This window comes from Marinobacter profundi (assembly GCF_002744715.1).
Lineage (GTDB): Bacteria > Pseudomonadota > Gammaproteobacteria > Pseudomonadales > Oleiphilaceae > Marinobacter > Marinobacter profundi.
The window spans coordinates 314394-333106 of the sequence record NZ_KZ319369.1; the positions used below are offsets into that span (position 1 = coordinate 314394).

Sequence of the window (18713 nt, forward strand, 5' to 3'; positions counted from 1 at the left end):
CTGCCGGATCCCGGCCTGAAAGATATCTGGGTGTACCTGTCGGCGTCACCGCTGCTGGGGCTGACCATCACCCTGGTGGCCTACGGCCTGGCCTATCGGCTCTACCTGCGCACCGGATCGAGCCCCTGGGCGAACCCGGTGGTTACCTCCGTTGCCCTGCTGATCGGGGTTTTAGTGCTTACCGGGTCCACCTACGATGACTATTTTGCCGGCGCCCAGTTCGTCCATTTCCTGCTGGGGCCAGCCACGGTGGCCCTGGCGGTGCCCCTGTACCAGCAGTTTTCCCGTTTGCGCCAGTTGTGGTTGCCGGTCACCATTTCACTGATCTGCGGGGTGGTCATTGCCGGCGGCAGTTCCATTGGCCTGGCCTGGCTGCTGGGCGGTTCAACCGAAATCCAGATGTCGCTGGCACCCAAGTCCGCCACCGCGCCGGTGGCCATGGGGATCTCGGAAAAAATCGGTGGGCTGCCTTCCCTGACTGCAGTACTGGTCGTGCTGACCGGGATCACCGGCGCCTTGCTGGGGACCAAGCTGTTTGAATGGCTGCGGATCAAGGACGATACTGCCAAGGGAATCGCAATGGGGGTTGCCGCCCATGGGATCGGTACCGCTCGGGCGTTCCAGGTGAGCCCCCAGATGGGCGCATTCTCCGGGCTCGCCATGGCGCTGTCCGCCTTCGCCACGGCCCTGTTGGTGCCCTGGCTGGTGGATCTCATGGCCGCCATGTTGTAACACTGCCGGCAGCAACGAAGACAGCATTCAGACCCCGAAGCCGAAGCCAAAGTCAAAATCAAAGCAAGACAGAACAACACCAAAAAAGGACGTGGAATTCATGCAAACCAAGTTTCTTCTCGATGAAAGCCAGATGCCAAAATACTGGTATAACCTGCAGGCTGATTTCCCCGAGCCGCTGCCGCAGGTGCTGCATCCGGCCACCATGCAGCCGGTCAGCCCGTCTGACCTTGAGCCGCTGTTCCCGATGGCACTGATCGAGCAGGAAGTGACGACGGAGCGGGAAGTGGAAATTCCGGAACCGGTCCGCGATGTCTACCGGCTGTGGCGTCCGGCACCGTTATACCGGGCGCACCGCCTCGAGAAGGCCCTGGGTACGCCGGCTAAAATTTTCTACAAATACGAGGGCGTGAGCCCGGCCGGCAGCCACAAGCCCAATTCCGCGATCCCGCAGGCGTTCTACAACCGTGAAGCCGGCATCCGAACCCTGACAACGGAAACCGGGGCCGGCCAGTGGGGGACGTCGCTGTCGTTCGCCGGTTCGCTGTTTGACATGGATGTGACGGTTTTCCAGGTGCGGGTATCCTATGACCAGAAACCCTACCGTCGGGCCGTGATGGAAACCTATGGCGCGAACTGCGTTGCCTCGCCCTCGAACCTGACCGAATTCGGCCGCAAGGTGCTCGCCGAGAATCCCGGACACACCGGCAGCCTGGGTATCGCCATTTCCGAGGCGGTCGAGCTGGCCATGAAGGACCCGAACACCAAGTATGCGCTGGGTTCGGTGCTGAACCACGTGCTGTTACACCAGACCGTTATCGGTCTTGAATCGATGCAGCAGATGGAAATGGCAGACTGCTGGCCGGATGTGATTGTAGGCTGCACCGGTGGTGGTTCCAATTTTGCGGGGCTGGCGTTCCCGTTTATCGGGCATGCCCTGCGGGGCGGGGAGAAGTCCCGCATTGTGGCCGTGGAACCCTCCTCCTGTCCGACTCTGACCCGCGGTAAATACGCCTATGATTATGGCGATACCGCCAAGATGACTCCGCTGACCAAAATGCACACCCTGGGCTCAGGGTTCACACCGCCTGGCTTCCACGCCGGTGGCCTGCGCTATCATGGCATGGCGGCGATGGTATCCCACGCCAAGGAGCTTGGGCTGATGGAAGCGGTGTCCTATACCCAGCGCGAATGCTTCGAAGCCGGGGTGCTGTTCGCCCGCAACGAAGGCATCGTGCCGGCGCCTGAGGCCAACCACGCAGTGAAGGGGGCGATTGACGAAGCCCTGCGCTGCAAGCGGGAGGGCAAGGAAGAGGTCATCCTGTTCGGTCTGAGCGGCCACGGCCACTTCGACATGGCCGCCTACACCGCGTACTTTGCCGGTGAGCTGGGTGACCACGAATACGATGACCAGGAGCTGGCTATGGCGCTGTCCGGCCTACCCTCCGTGGGCGCCTGATTACACGTCCCGACCCGGCTGGAACACCGTCCCGCCGCCATCGGCATTGAGTTGCCGGATGGCACTCGGGGTGCCGTCATCGTCCAGCCACACCTCGCCAATACCGGCGTGGTTCCATAGCCGTTCGCCCGCTTCCCTGCCTTCCGGCAGCCGTGGGCGGATGTGCATGCGCCGGCGTTTGGTGAACCAGTTGAGCGGGGACCAGGGAGCGAACAGCCAGCGGTTAAGCCGGTCCAGCCACTCCAGCAGACCATTGGGGAACTCGTTCTTGATGCCGCTGCTGGTGATCTGCCAGATCTGCGGGCCGTTGCGCTTGTGGCGCAGCCTGATGTCGTAGGCAAAGGAGTAATGGACATCTCCCGACAGGATCACGAAGTGCCCGGGGGTGCGGGGATGGCCAAAGATATTCAACAGCACACTGGCGGCTCCCCGGTGGGCCATCCAGTTCTCCGCATCCACCAGCAGGGGCTTGCCGAACCAGGTGAACACCCGCTGGATCATTTCGATCAGCTTGACGCCGAACATCGGCGCCGGGGATACCACCACAACCGCCTTCTCGCCCATGATTTCCTGCTGGAAGTCAGTCAGTGCCTCCCAATCCATCAGTCCGGACGGGTGGCTGCGGCGCAGTTCACTGCGCCAGCGATGGGTGCGGGTGTCCAGCACCACCAGTTTCGGGTGGGTTGGCAGGCTGTAATGCCAGTGGCGGAAATGGAACAGGTTGTCGATCAGTTGGTCCTGGGTGGCCTTGTCCAGCTCATGGTGGTCCCTGTCAGCGTCAAGCAGTTGCCGACACGGGACCAGCAAGTCCCGGACGTTCCCGGGCTGGTTACCCCAACCCTGACACAACAGGTAGCCCAGCAGGGCATTACCGATAATCCGTCGGGAAAACGGATGCTCGTAGGCGGTGGTTTCCCACAGGGCGGACAGATTCCAGTCATCACTGATGTCGTGGTCGTCAAAGATCATGTACACCGGCACATTGGCCAGTGCCCGGGCCGCTTTGGGCAGTCCCGCCCGGAAGGCATCGATGGCTTGCTGCTCGCGCCGGTAGCGGGCCAGTTCGTCCACGTCGCTGACCGGTTCTGCGGCGGTAACCAGGGACCAGGGGGTGGGTGACCACACCAGCAGGTACATGGCGATGACCTCGGCGAAGGAAATCAGGTGATTGCCCGCGTTGGCAGTGGTGAACACCGGCTTGCGCACACCGCCGAAAAACCGTTCGGTGAGTTCCTCATTGAACTCGGACTTCGGCAACAGCTCGTCCCGGTGGTAATAGGCGTTGGCAACAGAGGTCAGTTCGCGGCTGTGGGCGAGGGAGGCGCCCTCGAGCACTTCCTGGTAAAGGCCCAGCTGGTGGATAACGCAATGGATGGCGTGGAGCATCGGGCCGGCAACATCATCGGCGTAGATCTGGTCGCCGGTCATCAGCAACAGCGCGGGCACCTCCCCGGGGTTGGCGGCCGACTGCAACTCCTCATCGACCCGTAGCAGGCCATCTGCCGCGGGGTGATGGGGACGGCGGCAGGAGCCGTGAAGAATCCGGTCGAGCCGTGACTTGAGCACGAAGCCCGGCCGCGCCCGGTTCCCGGGGCACAGGTGTGGTGCCCAGTCCTGCACCCATCGGGGCGTCCCGTGCGTCACGATGCCGAGGTCGTATTCGAGGAAGGTGTCCCGGGGCAGCGGCAGATCGGGGGTGATCTCGAGCAAGTGCAGCCAGGCATGGCTGCCCACCCGCAGTCGGGTCAGCTCGTCGCCGCGGATCGCGCGATCCAGGTAATGCTGTTGCGGCTGGTCCCGCCCGGTCACCCTGATCATCAGGTCGAGGGGCTCGCGGCTGGCCAGCCAGAGCACCATGCGGTCCGTCGCGGTATGCCGGAGTAGCGGGCCGGCCAGCACCGGAGAGGCGGTGCCGGCGGCTGCTTCAATATCCGGGCCAGCAGGTTGTGGGGATTGCTCTCGGGTCACTCATCGTCATCCCGGTTAATCGTCGCCGTCCAGCAGGTCCTTGGGGGGGCAGTGGTATTCCTGCACCAGCGTGCCGTCATCCACGCTCTCCAGATGCACATCAAAGCCCCACAGCCGGTGGACATGGCGCAGCACCTCATCGGTATCCTCGCCCAGCGGCACCCGGTCGACGGGAATGTGGCGCAGGGTAAGCGAGCGGTCACCCCGCACATCCACGTTCCACACCTGGATGTTGGGCTCCCGGTAGCTGAGGTTGTACTGGCGCGCCAGCTTCTCCCGCAGCACCCGGTAGCCCGGCTCGTCGTGGATCGCGGTGACCTTGTAATGGTCCTCGCGGTCGTCATTCTCGATGGCAAACAGCTTGAGATCCCGCATCACCTTGGGCGACAGGAACTGCTGGATGAAGCTTTCATCCTTGAAGTTCTTCATGGCAAAGTGCAGCGTCTCCACCCAGTTGGTACCGGCGATGTCGGGGAACCAGTGGCGGTCCTCGTCGGTGGGATGTTCGCAGATCCGCCGCAGGTCGGTGAAGATGTTGAAGCCCAGGGTGTAGGGGTTGATGCCGGAATACCAGGGGCTGTTGAACGGCGGCTGGTAGACCACTGCCGTGTGGCTCTGCAGGAATTCCAGCATGAAGCCGTCGTTGACCAGACCCTTCTCGTACATCCGGTGCAGCAGGGTGTAATGCCAGAAGGTCGCCCAGCCCTCGTTCATCACCTGGGTCTGTCGCTGCGGATAGAAGTACTGGGCCAGCTTGCGCACGATACGGACGATTTCCCGCTGCCAGGTTTCCAGCAGCGGCGCGTTTTTTTCAATGAAGTAGAGAATGTTTTCCTGGGGCTCTGACGGAAAACGCTTCTGGCGTTTCACCGGGTCGTCCTCGCCCCCCATCTTCGGGATGGTTCGCCACAGGTCGTTGAGTCGGCGCTGCTGGTATTCCTCCCGGTCTTTCTGCCGGCGCTGCTCTTCCGAGGCGGAAATCGGTGCCGGACGCTTGTAGCGGTCGACGCCGTAGTTCATCAGGGCATGGCAGGAATCGAGAATTTCCTCCACCGCATCCACGCCGTGGCGTTCCTCGCACTGGGCCACGTAATGACGGGCGAACACCAGGTAGTCGATGATCGCGCTGGCATCGGTCCAGGTGCGGAACAGGTAGTTGCCCTTGAAGAAGGAGTTGTGACCATAGCTGGCATGGGCAATCACCAGTGCCTGCATGGGCAGGGTGTTTTCTTCCATCAGATAGGCGATGCAGGGGTTGGAGTTGATCACGATTTCATAGGCCAGCCCCATTTGCCCGCGCTGGTAGCCCCGTGCGGTATGCAGGAACTGCTTGCCGAACGACCAGTGATGATAGCCCACGGGCATCCCGACCGAGCTGTAGGCATCCATCATCTGCTCGGCGCTGATGACTTCGATCTGGTTGGGGTAGGTGTCCAGACCGAACTCGGCGGCGCATTTGGCGATCTCGGTGTCGTACTGGCGGATCAGCTCGAAGGTCCACTCCGAGCTGGTGGAAATGGGTATGCGCTCCGCCGGGGTGTCGGGCGCCGGCTCGTTGGGACGGTCAATAATGTCACTCATGCGGCTTTCCTCTCGAACAACTGGCGGAAGACCGGGTAGATCTCACTGGGATCGGCGATCTGCTGCATGGCAAAGCTTTGCGGGAAGTTCTCCATCACCTTCTCGTACTCGTACCACAGCATCTGGTGATCCTGCGGGGTGATCTCCACATAGGCGTAGTACTGCACCAGCGGCAGGATCCGGTCGGCAAGAATCTTGCTGCATACCGGGGAGTCGTCATTCCAGTTATCACCGTCGGAGGCCTGCGCGGCGTAAATATTCCATTCCGATGGCGGGTAGCGGGACTCGACAATCTTGTGCATCAGTTTGAGGGCACTGGATACGATGGTGCCGCCGGTTTCCCGGCTGTAGAAAAACTCCTCCTCGTCCACTTCCTTGGCGCTGGTGTGGTGGCGGATGAAGACCACATCGATCTTCTTGTAGTTCTTCTTCAGGAACAGATACAGCAGGATAAAGAACCGCTTGGCGATGTCCTTGTGCATCTGGGTCATCGACCCGGACACGTCCATCAGGCAGAACATCACTGCACTGGTGGCCGGCTGCGGCTGTTTGAGGTGCTGGCGGTAGCGCAGGTCGATGTCGTCGATGAACGGAATGCGCCGCACGTTGGCCTTCAGTCGTGCGATTTCCTCCTCCAGGACCTGGATCTGGTCCTCATGGCTGAAGGCCGGGTCGAGATCGTCCGGGGCTGCCAGCAGTTCGGCCAGCTGGGCTTCCAGTTCGCGGATTTTCTTCTTGCGGGCACCTCCGAGGCCCAGCCGGCGAGCGTGGGCGCCACGCAGCGAGCGCACCACGTCCAGCTTGGCGGGTACCCCCTGGGTGGAGAACCCGGAACGCACGTATTTGAAGGACTCGGTATCTTTCAGTTTCTTGCGGGCGAGGTTGGGCAGCTCCAGGTCATCAAACAGGAAGTCGAGGAACTCCTCCTGGGTAATCTGGAAGGCAAACTCGTCCATGCCTTCGCCATCCGGGCTCGCCTGGCCCTGACCTCCGCCCTGACCACCCCCGCCCTGGGGTTTGGGCACCTTGTCACCGGCAACAAACTCTTTGTTGCCGGGGTGAACCACTTCCCGCCGGCCACCCTGACCATGGTGGAACGTGGGTTCCTGGATATCCCGGGACGGGATGCTGACGTTCTCGCCCCGTTCGATGTCGGTTATCGAGCGCCGTTGCACAGCATCCGCCACTGCCTTCTTGATATGGCCGCGGTACCGGCGCAGGAACCGTTCCCGGTTCACTGCGCTCTTGTTCTTGCCGTTCAGCCGTCGGTCGACGATGTGGGTCATACCCATAGCGTTACTCCCGATCAGTGAGTGGTCACTGACTTAGTGAGACTTGCGAACCCGCAGATACCATTCTGCGAGCAGACGCACCTGTTTCTCGGTGTAGCCTCGATCGACCATACGTTCGACGAACTGCTTGTGTTTCTTCTGATCTTCCTGGCTGGCTTTCGGGTTGAAGGAAATCACCGGCAGCAGGTCCTCGGTGTTGGAGAACATCTTCTTCTCGATCACGCTGCGCAGCTTCTCATAACTGAGCCAGGACGGGTTGCGTCCCTGGTTGTTGGCCCGGGCCCGCAGCACAAAGTTGACCACTTCGTTGCGGAAGTCTTTCGGGTTGCTGATACCGGCCGGCTTCTCGATCTTCTCCAGTTCATCGTTGATGGAGGAGCGGTCGAGAATCTCGCCGGTTTCCGGATCCCGGTATTCCTGGTCCTGAATCCAGAAGTCGGCATAGGTCACATAGCGGTCGAACAGGTTCTGGCCATACTCGCTGTAGCTTTCCAGGTACGCGGTCTGGATCTCCTTGCCAATGAACTCCACGTAGTGCGGTGCCAGGAACTCCTTGATGAACCGCAGGTAGCGCTCCTGGGTTTCGGACTGGAACTGTTCCTGCTCGATCTGCTTTTCAAGCACATACAGCAGGTGGACCGGGTTGGCAGCCACTTCCGTGGTGTCAAAGTTGAACACCTTGGAGAGGATCTTGAAGGCAAACCGGGTGGACAGGCCGTCCATGCCTTCGTTTACCCCGGCGGAATCCCGGTACTCCTGGATCGACTTGGCCTTGGGATCGGTATCCTTGATGTTCTGGCCGTCGTATACCCGCATTTTGGAGAAAATGCTGGAGTTTTCCGGCTCCTTGATGCGAGACAGCACCGAGAACTGGGCCAGCATGGCCAAGGTGTCCGGAGCACAGGGCGCGCCGAACAGCGAACTGTGCTTGAGCAGTTTCTTGTAGATCTCGATCTCTTCGGTCACCCGCACGCAGTAGGGCACCTTGACGATGTAAACCCGGTCAAGGAAGGCTTCGTTGTGCTTGTTGTTGCGGAAGGTCTGCCACTCGGACTCGTTGGAGTGGGCGAGGATGATGCCTTCAAAGGGCACCGAACCCATGCCCTCGGTGGTGTTGTAGTTGCCTTCCTGGGTTGCGGTCAGCAGCGGGTGCAGGACCTTGATGGGCGCCTTGAACATCTCGACGAATTCCAGCAGGCCCTGGTTGGCCTTGCACAGGCCGCCACTGAAGCTGTAGGCATCCGGGTCATCCTGGGAATAATCTTCCAGCATGCGGATGTTGACCTTGCCGACCAGGGCGGAAATGTCCTGGTTGTTGTCGTCGCCGGGTTCGGTCTTCGACACCGCAATCTGGTCGAGTACCGAGGGGTAGCGCTTGACCACCCGGAACTGGCTGATATCACCACCAAACTCGTGCAGGCGCTTGACCGCCCAGGGTGACATGATGGACTTGAGGTAGCGGGCGGGAATGCCGTATTCCTCCTCGAGGATCTGGGCGTCCTCGGAAGGATCAAACAGGGCCAGCGGCGACTCGTTCACCGGCGAGCCCTTGATGGCGTAGAAAGGCACCTTCTGCATCAGCACCTTGAGCTTCTCGGCGAGGGAGGACTTGCCACCACCCACGGGGCCGAGCAGGTACAGGATCTGTTTCTTCTCTTCCAGGCCCTGGGCGGCATGGCGGAAGAACGACACGATATTCTCCACGGCTTCTTCCATGCCGTAGAACTCGGAGAATTCCGGATACCGTTTGATGACCTTGTTGGAAAAGATGCGTGACAGGCGGGAGTCACGGGAAGTGTCGATCAGTTCTGGCTCGCCAATGGCCAGTAACATACGTTCGGCGGCGGTTGCGTATGCCGTCGGGTCCTTTTTGCAGATCTCCAGGTATTCCTCCAGGGAGTATTCTTCTTCCTGGGTCGACTCATACCGGGTCTTGAAGTGCTGCACAATGCTCATAGATGGCCCCTCGCTCGCAGTTTCTAACTTATAAGTTCACGCAATTTCCCCGTTGCTGTCGGTGCCGCCAAACCTGGCGGTTCGGTTGTTCCAGGTGGATGAAAAGGATAGTCCTCACCGGTTTGTACGCCGCAGGGCGTTTGCCGGTTCGGTTAATTTGAGATTAGTCCAATCTCGCGGGGTATGACAGTGAGATTGCTAAACCGTTTCGTAAGGCGGTGTGATTTTTAATGTCGAAACTTTTAATGTCGGAACCTTTAAAGCAGGAACCTCCAAAGTAGGAACATGGCAGCCAGCGGTCGGCTGCCATGTTCCCTGGCCCCTAGCGGGCCGGTCGGCCCAGGTCAGGTTGGCTGTAGTCGCACACGCCGTCCGGGAAGATGGCGTGCAGGCGTTCGGCCTCCTCCGCACTGAAGCTCACCGGGCCATAGGTGCCATCGGTCAGCGCGGTACTCACCGGCTTGAGGCTGCACTGGAAGATGCTGCCCTCGATGGGACCGCCCGCCACCATCCGCGAGGTGGTGTAGGTCGGGAACTGCGCAGTGCAGGCGCCCTCGGGGTTGTCGTCAAGGATGCCGTCCCACACTGTGTCGCCGGCGCTGATCAGGCTGCCGTCACTGCTGAAACAGGCATCGGTGGCGAGGGTGGGGCGGTTGCCGGCAATTCCGTGCTGCGGGTTGGCCCGGATGTTCATGATCCAGTCATGGAGCACCTCCAGCGCCTGCCAGGTCTGGTTGAAATCGTCGGCCGGGCGTGGCCGGTCCGGGTTGCTGGTGTCGGTGGGCCGGGCATCGGTAAACCAGATCACCTGGTTGCCGGCATCCCCCATCCGGTTGATGATGCGCTGGCGTGCCGAGAAGGACTGGTGGCTGTTGTGCATATCCAGCACCTCTTCAAGGTAGTGGCGCCAGTCGATAACCGGCATGTTGAGCTGGCCGTCGAATACCAGGCCCGAGGTGTAGGCGGCCCCGATCGCTTCGGTGCTGGCCCGGGTCCGTGGAGCGGGCGTCTCGCCGTCCGGGCTGAGGGTCATGTTGCGGGCGCTCCAGGGGTCGAACCGTGACGGGTCTGCCATCACGTCATCAAAGCTGCCAAGGAACGGAAAGCCCTCCTGCACCATGTCATTGGGGTGTTTCCAGCCGCCCACCAGGGCGTTCAGCCGCAGGAACTCCGTGGTGCTGATCTGGCCCTCGGTGAGCGCCCGAAGCCCGTACTGGACACCGACATTGTCATACACCGTGCGGGGGTTACCGTTCTCGTCCAGGCCGTAGATATTGCGGGCATCATCGAAGTGGGTCCACTGCACATCCGCCATGATCCCCGGCGGTTGCATCAGTTGCTGGTTGTCGGCAAAACCGAATAACGGATTGAGGACCAGCGGCGACAGACCGCGCCAGGCGGGGATGCATTCGGTCATCCCCGGAGCCGTTGCGAAGCCGAGTGCACGCTTGGCATCGGCCAGCGGGTCCGGGTAGGCATCGGTTGCGTTCAGTCCGACCAGCCAGCTGCGGTTGCTGGTGGTCTGCCATTTCTGGTTGGTGCGGTCGGTTACGTCCATGAAGTGTTCCAGCAGCTCGCAATCGCCGACATGAATGACCTGGGTAATCATGTCCGGGTAGGAATACTGGGGCACGCCGCCATCCAACAACTCGGGATGGTTCTGCGAATAGACGTACTGCTGGATGCCGCCGCCGGAGCCGCCGATCGCCACGGTGTAGACAGGCTCACCAAAGCGCTTGATGAAGTGTTCCTTAACCATCAGCGCGGTTTCGCCGCCGACCTGGAGGTTATAGTGGGTACTGGTGCGGGTGCCGGTGGAATAGATCACCGCATAGCCTTTTTTCAGTACTTCCGGCTCCAGTGCCCGGCGGCTCAGCTCACCCTGGGTGTGGCCGATGGCGACGCCGCCTTCAAAGTGGAACAGCAGGCGGCCGTTCCAGAGCCGGGTAGACGCTTGCCAGGGAGTGTCGCTGGCCTCCGCCAGGGTGGCGAAGCTGTAAATAAAGCGGTTGATGGTGCCCCGTTCCTGACGCACCACAAAATCAACCGTGCGCCCATCCGTCAGGGTGGTGGTGGCCATGTCTGCGGGCCGGCTGCCGTCATCCGGCAGCGTATGCCACTGACCACCGGTGGTGCGGTAGAGGAAGGTGACATAGGGCTCGATCGAACAGTCCTTGCTGAGGCCGATCTGGTTGCCATTGTCATCCAGTACCGGAAAACCGCTGTCGCTCCCGGTGTCCACCAGGGGTTGTTTGCCCAGTTCGGTGGTTACCGTGCAGACAAACGGGTATTGCTGGGGACCGGAAAATATCGGCCCGCTGATGGGGTGGGCAACCAGTTCCATACTGGCCAGCGGGCCTTGCTGGCGATGATGAAGCTCCAGGCGGTTCGGGCCGGTTTCCAGGCCGCTGATCAGGATCTCGTGACCGTTGCGTCCACCGCGGATCAGTGGTTCAACCGGTTGGTCGTTGAGCCAGAATTCGAGTTGGCGCAACCGGGAGGCCACCGCGGGCGTCGATTTGTCCGCGTGTTCCCGGAACATCACACGAACCAGCACCTCGGTTCCGGACACCTGGTCCGGTGCGCTGGACAAGACCTCCAGTGAATAGTGGGGGTTGGCGGCCCGGCTGAGGGGTGACAGGCCAAGGAGCAGTCCCAGCGCCAGGGCCGGGAGCAATCGAACAATTGCTGGCATGGTAAGATCCTTCTTTGTAAATAAATGTTACAGCGTCCAATTTGCCAGCATGGCTCAGCATGACGAAAACACAAACAAAAAGAGCGGCATTTTCGGCGCCGCTCCGGGATATTTGGGTTAACTCTTTATAACGTCGAGAAGTTCGGGATCAGTTTTTTTTGAGATAAAAAACGCTTTCAGTAGCGCCACTCTGCAGACCCCGGCGTTTGGCGAAGGGGTTGTCGCGGGCCATATCTTTCTTGAGTACCTGGCGGATGTCGTAGTCCTCGCCGAACAGGCGGTGGACTTCTTCATCACTGACATTGAACGGCGGTCCTTTCATCTCCCGGCTGTCATAGTCCAGGGTGATTAGCAGGATGCGGCTGTCCTCGGGGATCACCGCCGTCAGGTGATCGACATAGCCCTGACGCATCTCCGGAGGCAGCGCGATGAGGGCGGCGCGGTCGTACACCAGGCGGACGTTGCGAAGGTCTTCCGGAACCAGCTGAAAGAAGTCGCCGCACCAGAGTTCGAGATCGTCATGGACAAACCTGGTGAAGGGCTCGCCAGGGTGAACCATGGCTTTTTCCTGGCCCTCCTCGAAAAAATCCTTGCAGGCGATCTCGCTGAGTTCGACGCCAATAATGGGATGGCCGCGATCGTTGAGCCACCACATGTCGTGGGATTTGCCGCACAGTGGTACAAAGACGGTTTCGTCGCCACTGGTGACGAAGTCGGGCCAGTGGTCACTGAGGTACTTGTTGACGCTGCCCTCGTGGAAGCCGATCTCTTTGTTGGCCCAGCGGGCGTGCCAGAATTCGTGTTCCATCGCTGTCTCCCTGCCTGTGGTTAGAGTCGTTTCCTGAGTGTACCCTAGTTAGCAACGAACGCTTATGGAGAGGTGCAATGAAAGCGGTATTCCTGGATGCAGACACCCTGGGAAACGATGTGGACCTGGCCCCCATCGAGGCCGTTACCGGTGCCCTGGTGAAGTACGGTCGGACGGCCCCGGAGCAGGTGCTGGAGCGGATTCGCGGTTTCGATACGGTGCTGACCAACAAGGTGGTGCTGACGCGGGACCATTTTGCCGCCTGTCCGGAGCTGGCGACGATCGCGGTGGTGGCTACCGGGCTGAACAACATCGACCAGGTGGTGGCCAAGGAACATGGCATCCGGGTGATGAACGTGGTCAATTACGGCCGCTCGACCGTGGCACAGCACACCATGGCGCTGATTCTGGCACTGGCGACCCGCCTGCTGGATTACGACCGCGATGTGCGATCCGGGCGCTGGGGCCGGAGCGACATGTTCTGCCTGATGGATCACCCGATCCTGGAACTGGAAGGCCGCACCCTCGGTGTGGTGGGATACGGTGACCTGGGGCAGGGCGTGGTGGAGCGGGCGAAGGCATTCGGCATGAAGATCCTGCTCGGTGCCCGGCCCGGGCAGCCGGCGGGGGAAGTGGACGGCTACCAGCGCCTGCCGCTGGACGAGTTGCTGCCCCGGGTGGATGTGTTGTCGCTGCACTGCCTGTTGACCGAGGACACCCGCAACATGATCGGCGCGCGGGAGCTGGCCCGGATGAAGCGGGATGCCTTGCTGATCAATACCAGTCGCGGCGGGCTGGTGGACGAGCAGGCGCTGGCGGACGCCCTGAGAAACGGGGTGATCGGCGGCGCCGGCTTCGATGTGCTGACGGAAGAGCCGCCCCGCAATGGCAATCCCTTGCTGGCGGACGACATCCCCAATCTGATTATCACGCCGCACTCGGCCTGGGCCAGCCGGGAGGCACGCCAGCGCATTGTCGGTATCACGGCCGCTAACCTGGCCGCGGTGGCAGGCTGAACCGGGCATAAAAAAACCGGCAGCGCCTGATAGAGCTGCCGGTTTTGGTGTTGGCCAGGCAACCTGGCGGGGGCTTCTGCCTCAGAAGGTCCAGCCGATGCTGGCGGAGGCGCCGACCTGGTACATTTCCAGACTGATGGTCTGGTCCGCGGCCAGCGGGTTGGCACCGGTCACTTCCTTGGCGGGTGAGTAGAAGGCCATGGCAGAGAGCTGCAGGTTCTCGCTCAGGCTGCGGGTAAAACCACCGGTGAAATGCCATTCCTGCACGCCGGGTGCGAGGATATTGAACAGCACGTCCTCGTCGGAGATCGGGCTTTCGCCGTAGCTGACACCGGCCCGCCAGGCGTGTTCCGGGGACTGCTGCCACTGCCAGCCCAGCTTGACGACGGTCACGTCATCCCAGCCGAAACCGGCGCCCTGGTCGTCGCCCAGCGGGGCTGTCATCAGGTTGGGCAGCAGCGGGTTGCCCACGCTGTTGATCTCGCTGTAACGAATGTGCTGCACGTCAAGCAGGAACCAGTGGTTGCGGATGCCGGACCAGGCAATGCCGGCATTGAACATCTGCGGGATATCAAAGTCCCCCTGCTCGGCAAACAGACCGCGGTACTTGTCCAGTTCGTCCATCTTGAGGATGTTGCGCCAGCTCACGCCACCGCGCAGGGTATCGGTGATCTCGCCCTGCCAGCCGATCTGGTAACCGTAGCCCCACGCGTCGTCGGTACCCCGGTCGGAAACCGCGGCCGGATCGGAGGAGAACGGGGCAAAGTTCTGCAGGCCCTTGGCTTCAAAGCGCTGGTAGGCGAACACCGGGGAGATGCCGATGGCCTGATTGTCGGCAAACTGCCAAGACCAGGTCGGGGCAATGAACAACTGCTCCATGTTGACGCCGGTGCGGCCGCCATAGAACGGCCCGCCATCGGTGCTGGGGTATTCGGTGTTCATGCCACCGTTGGCAAACACCGAGACCCCGAAGCTGTGCTCGTCGTTGAGCTGGCGGTTGAAGCCGAAATGAGGGATGGCGAAGCCGTTCTGGCTGCTTTCGTAGGTGCCTGGCGTCAGCGGCAGCATGTCGCCCTGCTGCGGGTTGCCCTCAACGGAATATTCCCGCCGCGGCGAAAACACCTCGACGCCGCCGTCGATGCGGTTGCCAATGAACGCCATGCCCGCGGGGTTGGTGGCGGCTGCGATACTGTCCTGGGACAGCGCGCTGCCGGCACCGGCCATGCCTTTGTTGATAGTGCCATAGCCGTGGCTGAAATAGCCGTTGGTGGCCAGGGCGGCTGACGGCGCAAGGCTGGCGATGACCAGGGCAGGGATCAAAGGCTTGAGTTTCATGGCAACTTCCTGATATCCGTAAAGGCAATTTTGATTTGGTTGGTGTTTGTACAGGATGTCCTTTATAACTGGAAGTGACTTTTTCTGATATCAATATTACTTTTTTTTGATTTTGTTGCGCGGTCCGCCGTGGGGCACGTACAAGTTCATGAAAATACGCCATACTTAGCCCCGAACCAGAACATACTCCGGGTTGCGGTTGGCCCTGGATGGCCCTGAATGACCATGGCTGCCGATCGTACCCCCAACGCGAAACAGGATGTTGTGTGGCTTCCAACCAACTGAAAGATCGCCTGCAGGCGGCGGAAAACTGGATTCTTGCAAACCCCAACCCACCCCGGACCTGGCCATGGACCTGGCTCTATAAAGTCGGCCGGGTGAGCTATGCCCTGGTGCGGGACTTTATCAGCGGTGTTCTGACCCTCCACGCCATGAGCCTGGTCTACACCACCTTGCTGAGTATCGTGCCCCTGCTGGCGCTGAGTTTCTCGGTGCTCAAGGCGCTGGGTGTGCACCAGCGCATGGAGCCGTTTCTGTACCAGTTCCTGCAGTTTCTCGGCCCCCAGGGCGCAGAGATCGCCGACCAGATTCTCGGCTTTGTCGATAACATGAAGGTGGGGGTGCTGGGTTCGGTGGGGCTGGCGCTGCTGGTGTATACGGTGATTTCCCTGCTGCAGAAAATCGAGCGTTCCTTCAACATGATCTGGCGGGTGCCGGACATGCGTTCGATGGGGCAGCGGTTCAGTAACTACCTCAGCGTCATCATGGTCGGGCCACTGTTAATGGCCTCGGCAATCGGCATCTCCGCCACCATCTTCTCGTCGTCGTTCGTCCAGACGCTGATGGCCATTGAGCCGTTCGGATCGGTCATCCTGCTGGCCAGCCGGTTTACCCCGTTTTTCCTGGTGGTGGGCGCCTTCACCTTCGTCTATGTGTTCATGCCCAACACCCGGGTCAAGCTGCGCTATGCCTTCATTGCCGGACTGGTGGCGGGTATTTCCTGGCAGGCCGCGGGGCTGCTGTTTGCCTCGTTTGTGGCCGGTTCGGCCAAATACGCGGCGATCTATTCCAGTTTCGCCATCGGCATTGTGCTGCTGATCTGGATCTATCTGAACTGGATGATTCTGCTGCTGGGGGCCAGCCTGGCGTTCTATCTGCAAAATCCGGGCTCGGTGGCCAAGCGCCAGCAGGTGCGTTTCTCCCCCGAGTTGCAGGAAAAGGTGGCCCTGGCCTTGATGTGGATGGTGTGCAAGCCCTTCAGCAGCGGTGAGCCACCTCCTCAGCAGGAAGCCCTGGAGCGGCAGTTGCGGATACCCGGGGATGTCACCCGGCAGATCTCGGACAAGCTGATCCGCGCCGGATTGCTGATGCTGGCGGGGCGGGACGGTGACTGCCTGGTGCCGGGGCGGTCGATGGACAGAATCAGTGTGCGCGACGTACTCAGCGGTGTCCGTCAGGACGAGGACCGCCTGGTGGGGCGGCTGCCTGCTTTCCTGCCGGAGAAGCTGCTGGGCGTGTGGCAGGAATCGTCTGTCGACGTGACGTTTGCTGAGCTGTTGAAGGAGGAGGGCGTCGACACACCCGCCGGCAACTGAGGTCAATCCTGCAGCCCGGCCACCCGGCGGGTGGCCGGGTCAGACCAGGGATTCGCCGAACACAAAGATGAACTGGCAAATACCGGCGGCGAAGCCGAGGAAGGCGCCCACCAGGATCAGCTTGATCTCGTCTTCCTGGAAGCAGGGCCGCAGCAGGTCCTGGAATTCCTCCGACGACAGCGCGATCATCCGTTCCACCATGATGCTTTCCACCGCCCGTGCCCGGTCTTTCTCGAACATCGGGTTATTGAAGGAGGTCTGGGAGATCTCAATGGCCTTCTCGCCCACCTGGTTCTTCAGGGTGGCAAAGCCGGTCGGGCCGAATGCCATCTGGGTCAGCGCCTTGCCCATGCCCGCCGTTTCATCCACCAGCGGCTTGATGTGCTTCTTCACCATGTTGCGGGCGCGGTCGCCGTTGGGGCCGTCGAGGATGGCGTTGATGATGTTGCCTACCGTGAGGATCTCGTGGGTGACAATGTGGCAGAAGGACTCCGCGACCGCCTTCTGGCGTTTGAGGAATAGCCCCTGCAGACGCACCGGGCCGATTTTCTTTTCGTGGAGCGGGCGGAAGATCACGTTGAGGGCAATCCAGTTGGTTGCCCAGCCCACCAGCAGGCCAAACACCGGCAATACCCACCAGCCCTGGTAGAAGTACCACACGGTCATCTGCACCAGGCCGAACAGGAAACCGAAATACAGGCCGGAATTGACGATAAAGCGGAATTCCACCTCGCCGCATTCCAGGAAGATCCGGTTCAGCAGGCGTTTGTCCCGGGCCAGCCGCTCGATCACCATGCCTTTGATGTCCAGCAGACCTTCAATGTTGTCGGACACGTCTCCGACCAGGTTGTCCACCAGTTGCGGGGTGGACTTGCGCACACGCTCGTAGACCATCTTGCGGGCCGAGGCCGGCAGGTTCTCCCAGAAGGTGGGGTATTCCCGCAGCATCATCTCGTCGACGTACTCTTCGATGCGGGGGTCGACGGAGGCAATGATGTGGGCGGCCAGCACCTTGGGGTCGATCTGTTCGAAAATCTCCTGCACGGTGCCGATCTTGGAAATGGTGGCATCCACGCTGATGGCAGCCATTTTGCGGGCCTTGGAGGGGATGATGCCTTGCCAGCCGAGCAGCGGCGGCTTGCCGATGAACTCCAGTGGGTAGAAGGTCATCTTGATGGCCAGCCAGTTGGTTGACCAGCCGATCAGCGCAGCCACCACTGGGATGCTCAGGTATTGCCAGAATTCTGGGGACGTCAGCAGGCTTGTCATGCTGTGCTCGCACTCTTTAGTTATTTTGCAGCCCGGGAGCACGTGGCCGGTCGGGCCGGGCGTTCTGAAACCCGCTCAAGCACGTCCATGTGGCGCTTGAGCTCCGCCATCCATGGCTCCGCACAGTTTCAGAGCGCCCGCCCCGACCGGCCACCCCCAGCATGTGGTGGTGCTCGCTTGGGCCAAATTTTACGACAGGAATCATGTTGGCCGGTCCGGCTACTGTCAATGACTACAAAGCCGAAACGGGACGGCGGCACGGTCGTAAGGGTCAGCTACCGATATCGCCCCACAGCCACTGGCACAGGGCGATGGCGGCAACCGGGGCGGTTTCGGTGCGCAGCACGCGGGGGCCGAGGGCGACCGGCAGGAAGCCGGAGTGTTCGGCGGCGGCAATCTCGTCGGCGCTCAGGCCGCCCTCGGGGCCGATCATCAGGGCGACGGCCTGCGGTCGGCTGATCGATGCCAGGCTTTGTTCGGTGCGGTGGTGCAGTACCAGCCGCAGATCGCAGGACTGGCTGTGTTCGAACCACTGGGGCAGGGTCATCACCGGGCTGATCACCGGCACCACGGCGCGGCCACACTGCTCGGCGGCGCTTATCGCCACCGATTGCCAGTGTCGCAGGCGTTTGTCTTCGCGGTCGCCTTTAAGGCGGACATCGCAGCGCTCGCTGACCAGCGGCACGATTTCGGTAACCCCCATTTCGACGCTTTTCTGGATGGCGTAATCCATGCGGTCGCCCTTGGACAGGGTCTGGCCGACGACGATCCGCAGCGGGGATTCCAGGGCATTGGGGGTGGGGGTGCCGACGGTGACCGAGACCTGTTTCTTACTGACTTCGGCGATGGTGGCCGGGTAGTCCTGGCCATCCCCGTTGAACAGCTGCAGCTGTTGGCCCGGCTGCATCCGCAACACCCGGCCGACGTGCTGGGCGGCGCTCTCGTCCAACGGGGCGGTGGCCCCGGCGGTCAGTGGAGCCTCAGTAAAAATTCTCGGTATACGCATG

General features: G+C 61.2%; 13 protein-coding genes. 4 read left to right on the forward strand and 9 right to left on the reverse strand.

Annotated features, from left to right (window positions below; all coding sequences use genetic code 11):
- Both CLH61_RS06985 and CLH61_RS06990 read left to right on the forward strand, forming a co-directional pair.
- Window positions 1–732 carry an LrgB family protein gene (locus tag CLH61_RS06985; protein ID WP_099614216.1) on the forward strand — a complete coding sequence of 244 codons (732 nt, stop codon included), beginning with the start codon at window positions 1–3 and terminating at the stop codon, window positions 730–732.
- 100 nt (window positions 733–832) lie between these two features.
- Complete coding sequence (locus CLH61_RS06990; RefSeq protein ID WP_099613982.1) at window positions 833–2191, forward strand: TrpB-like pyridoxal phosphate-dependent enzyme; 1359 nt, start codon at window positions 833–835, stop codon at window positions 2189–2191.
- On the opposite strand, the gene CLH61_RS06995 is transcribed toward CLH61_RS06990, so the two are convergent.
- The 6 genes from CLH61_RS06995 to tmpT all read right to left on the reverse strand — a co-directional run bounded on the left by CLH61_RS06995 (window position 2192) and on the right by tmpT (window position 12491).
- Window positions 2192–4048: an alkaline phosphatase D family protein gene (locus tag CLH61_RS06995; protein ID WP_228152571.1), complete on the reverse strand. Its 1857-nt coding sequence runs from the start codon at window positions 4046–4048 to the stop codon at window positions 2192–2194. It lies immediately after the preceding gene.
- 126 nt (window positions 4049–4174) lie between these two features.
- Complete coding sequence (locus CLH61_RS07000; protein WP_099613983.1) at window positions 4175–5740, reverse strand: SpoVR family protein; 1566 nt, start codon at window positions 5738–5740, stop codon at window positions 4175–4177.
- Entirely contained in the window at window positions 5737–7032 is a 1296-nt protein-coding gene (locus tag CLH61_RS07005; protein ID WP_099613984.1) for a YeaH/YhbH family protein, read from the reverse strand. Before CLH61_RS07005 ends, CLH61_RS07000 begins: the two co-directional genes overlap by 4 nt.
- Before the next feature lie 33 nt (window positions 7033–7065).
- Window positions 7066–8988, reverse strand: a complete 1923-nt coding sequence (locus tag CLH61_RS07010) for a PrkA family serine protein kinase (RefSeq protein ID WP_099613985.1) — start codon at window positions 8986–8988, stop codon at window positions 7066–7068.
- Between the two features lie 322 nt (window positions 8989–9310).
- Complete coding sequence (locus tag CLH61_RS07015) at window positions 9311–11683, reverse strand: DUF6351 family protein (protein ID WP_099613986.1); 2373 nt, start codon at window positions 11681–11683, stop codon at window positions 9311–9313.
- Between the two features lie 148 nt (window positions 11684–11831).
- Window positions 11832–12491, reverse strand: coding sequence for a thiopurine S-methyltransferase (gene tmpT / locus CLH61_RS07020; protein ID WP_099613987.1), 660 nt, complete (start codon window positions 12489–12491; stop codon window positions 11832–11834).
- A 77-nt stretch (window positions 12492–12568) separates the two neighbouring features.
- On the opposite strand from tmpT, the gene CLH61_RS07025 reads away from it, so the two are divergent.
- Complete coding sequence (locus CLH61_RS07025; RefSeq protein WP_099613988.1) at window positions 12569–13507, forward strand: D-2-hydroxyacid dehydrogenase; 939 nt, start codon at window positions 12569–12571, stop codon at window positions 13505–13507.
- Window positions 13508–13588: 81 nt separating this feature from the next.
- Here the strand turns inward: CLH61_RS07025 and CLH61_RS07030 are convergent, their stop codons facing one another.
- Window positions 13589–14842, reverse strand: a complete 1254-nt coding sequence (locus CLH61_RS07030) for an OmpP1/FadL family transporter (protein ID WP_099613989.1) — start codon at window positions 14840–14842, stop codon at window positions 13589–13591.
- Between the two features lie 266 nt (window positions 14843–15108).
- Here CLH61_RS07030 and CLH61_RS07035 point away from each other — a divergent pair, with 266 nt between their 5' ends.
- Window positions 15109–16437: a YihY/virulence factor BrkB family protein gene (locus CLH61_RS07035; RefSeq protein ID WP_099613990.1), complete on the forward strand. Its 1329-nt coding sequence runs from the start codon at window positions 15109–15111 to the stop codon at window positions 16435–16437.
- Window positions 16438–16476: 39 nt separating this feature from the next.
- Here the strand turns inward: CLH61_RS07035 and CLH61_RS07040 are convergent, their stop codons facing one another.
- Together CLH61_RS07040 and CLH61_RS07045 are read right to left on the reverse strand one after the other, a co-directional pair.
- On the reverse strand, window positions 16477–17706 hold the full coding sequence (locus tag CLH61_RS07040) for a hypothetical protein (RefSeq protein ID WP_099613991.1): 1230 nt from the start codon (window positions 17704–17706) through the stop codon (window positions 16477–16479).
- Window positions 17707–17977: 271 nt separating this feature from the next.
- The gene (locus CLH61_RS07045) at window positions 17978–18712 is read right to left on the reverse strand and encodes a 16S rRNA (uracil(1498)-N(3))-methyltransferase (RefSeq protein WP_099613992.1); all 735 of its coding nucleotides are present in this window, start codon (window positions 18710–18712) and stop codon (window positions 17978–17980) included.
- Window position 18713: the final 1 nt, after the last annotated feature.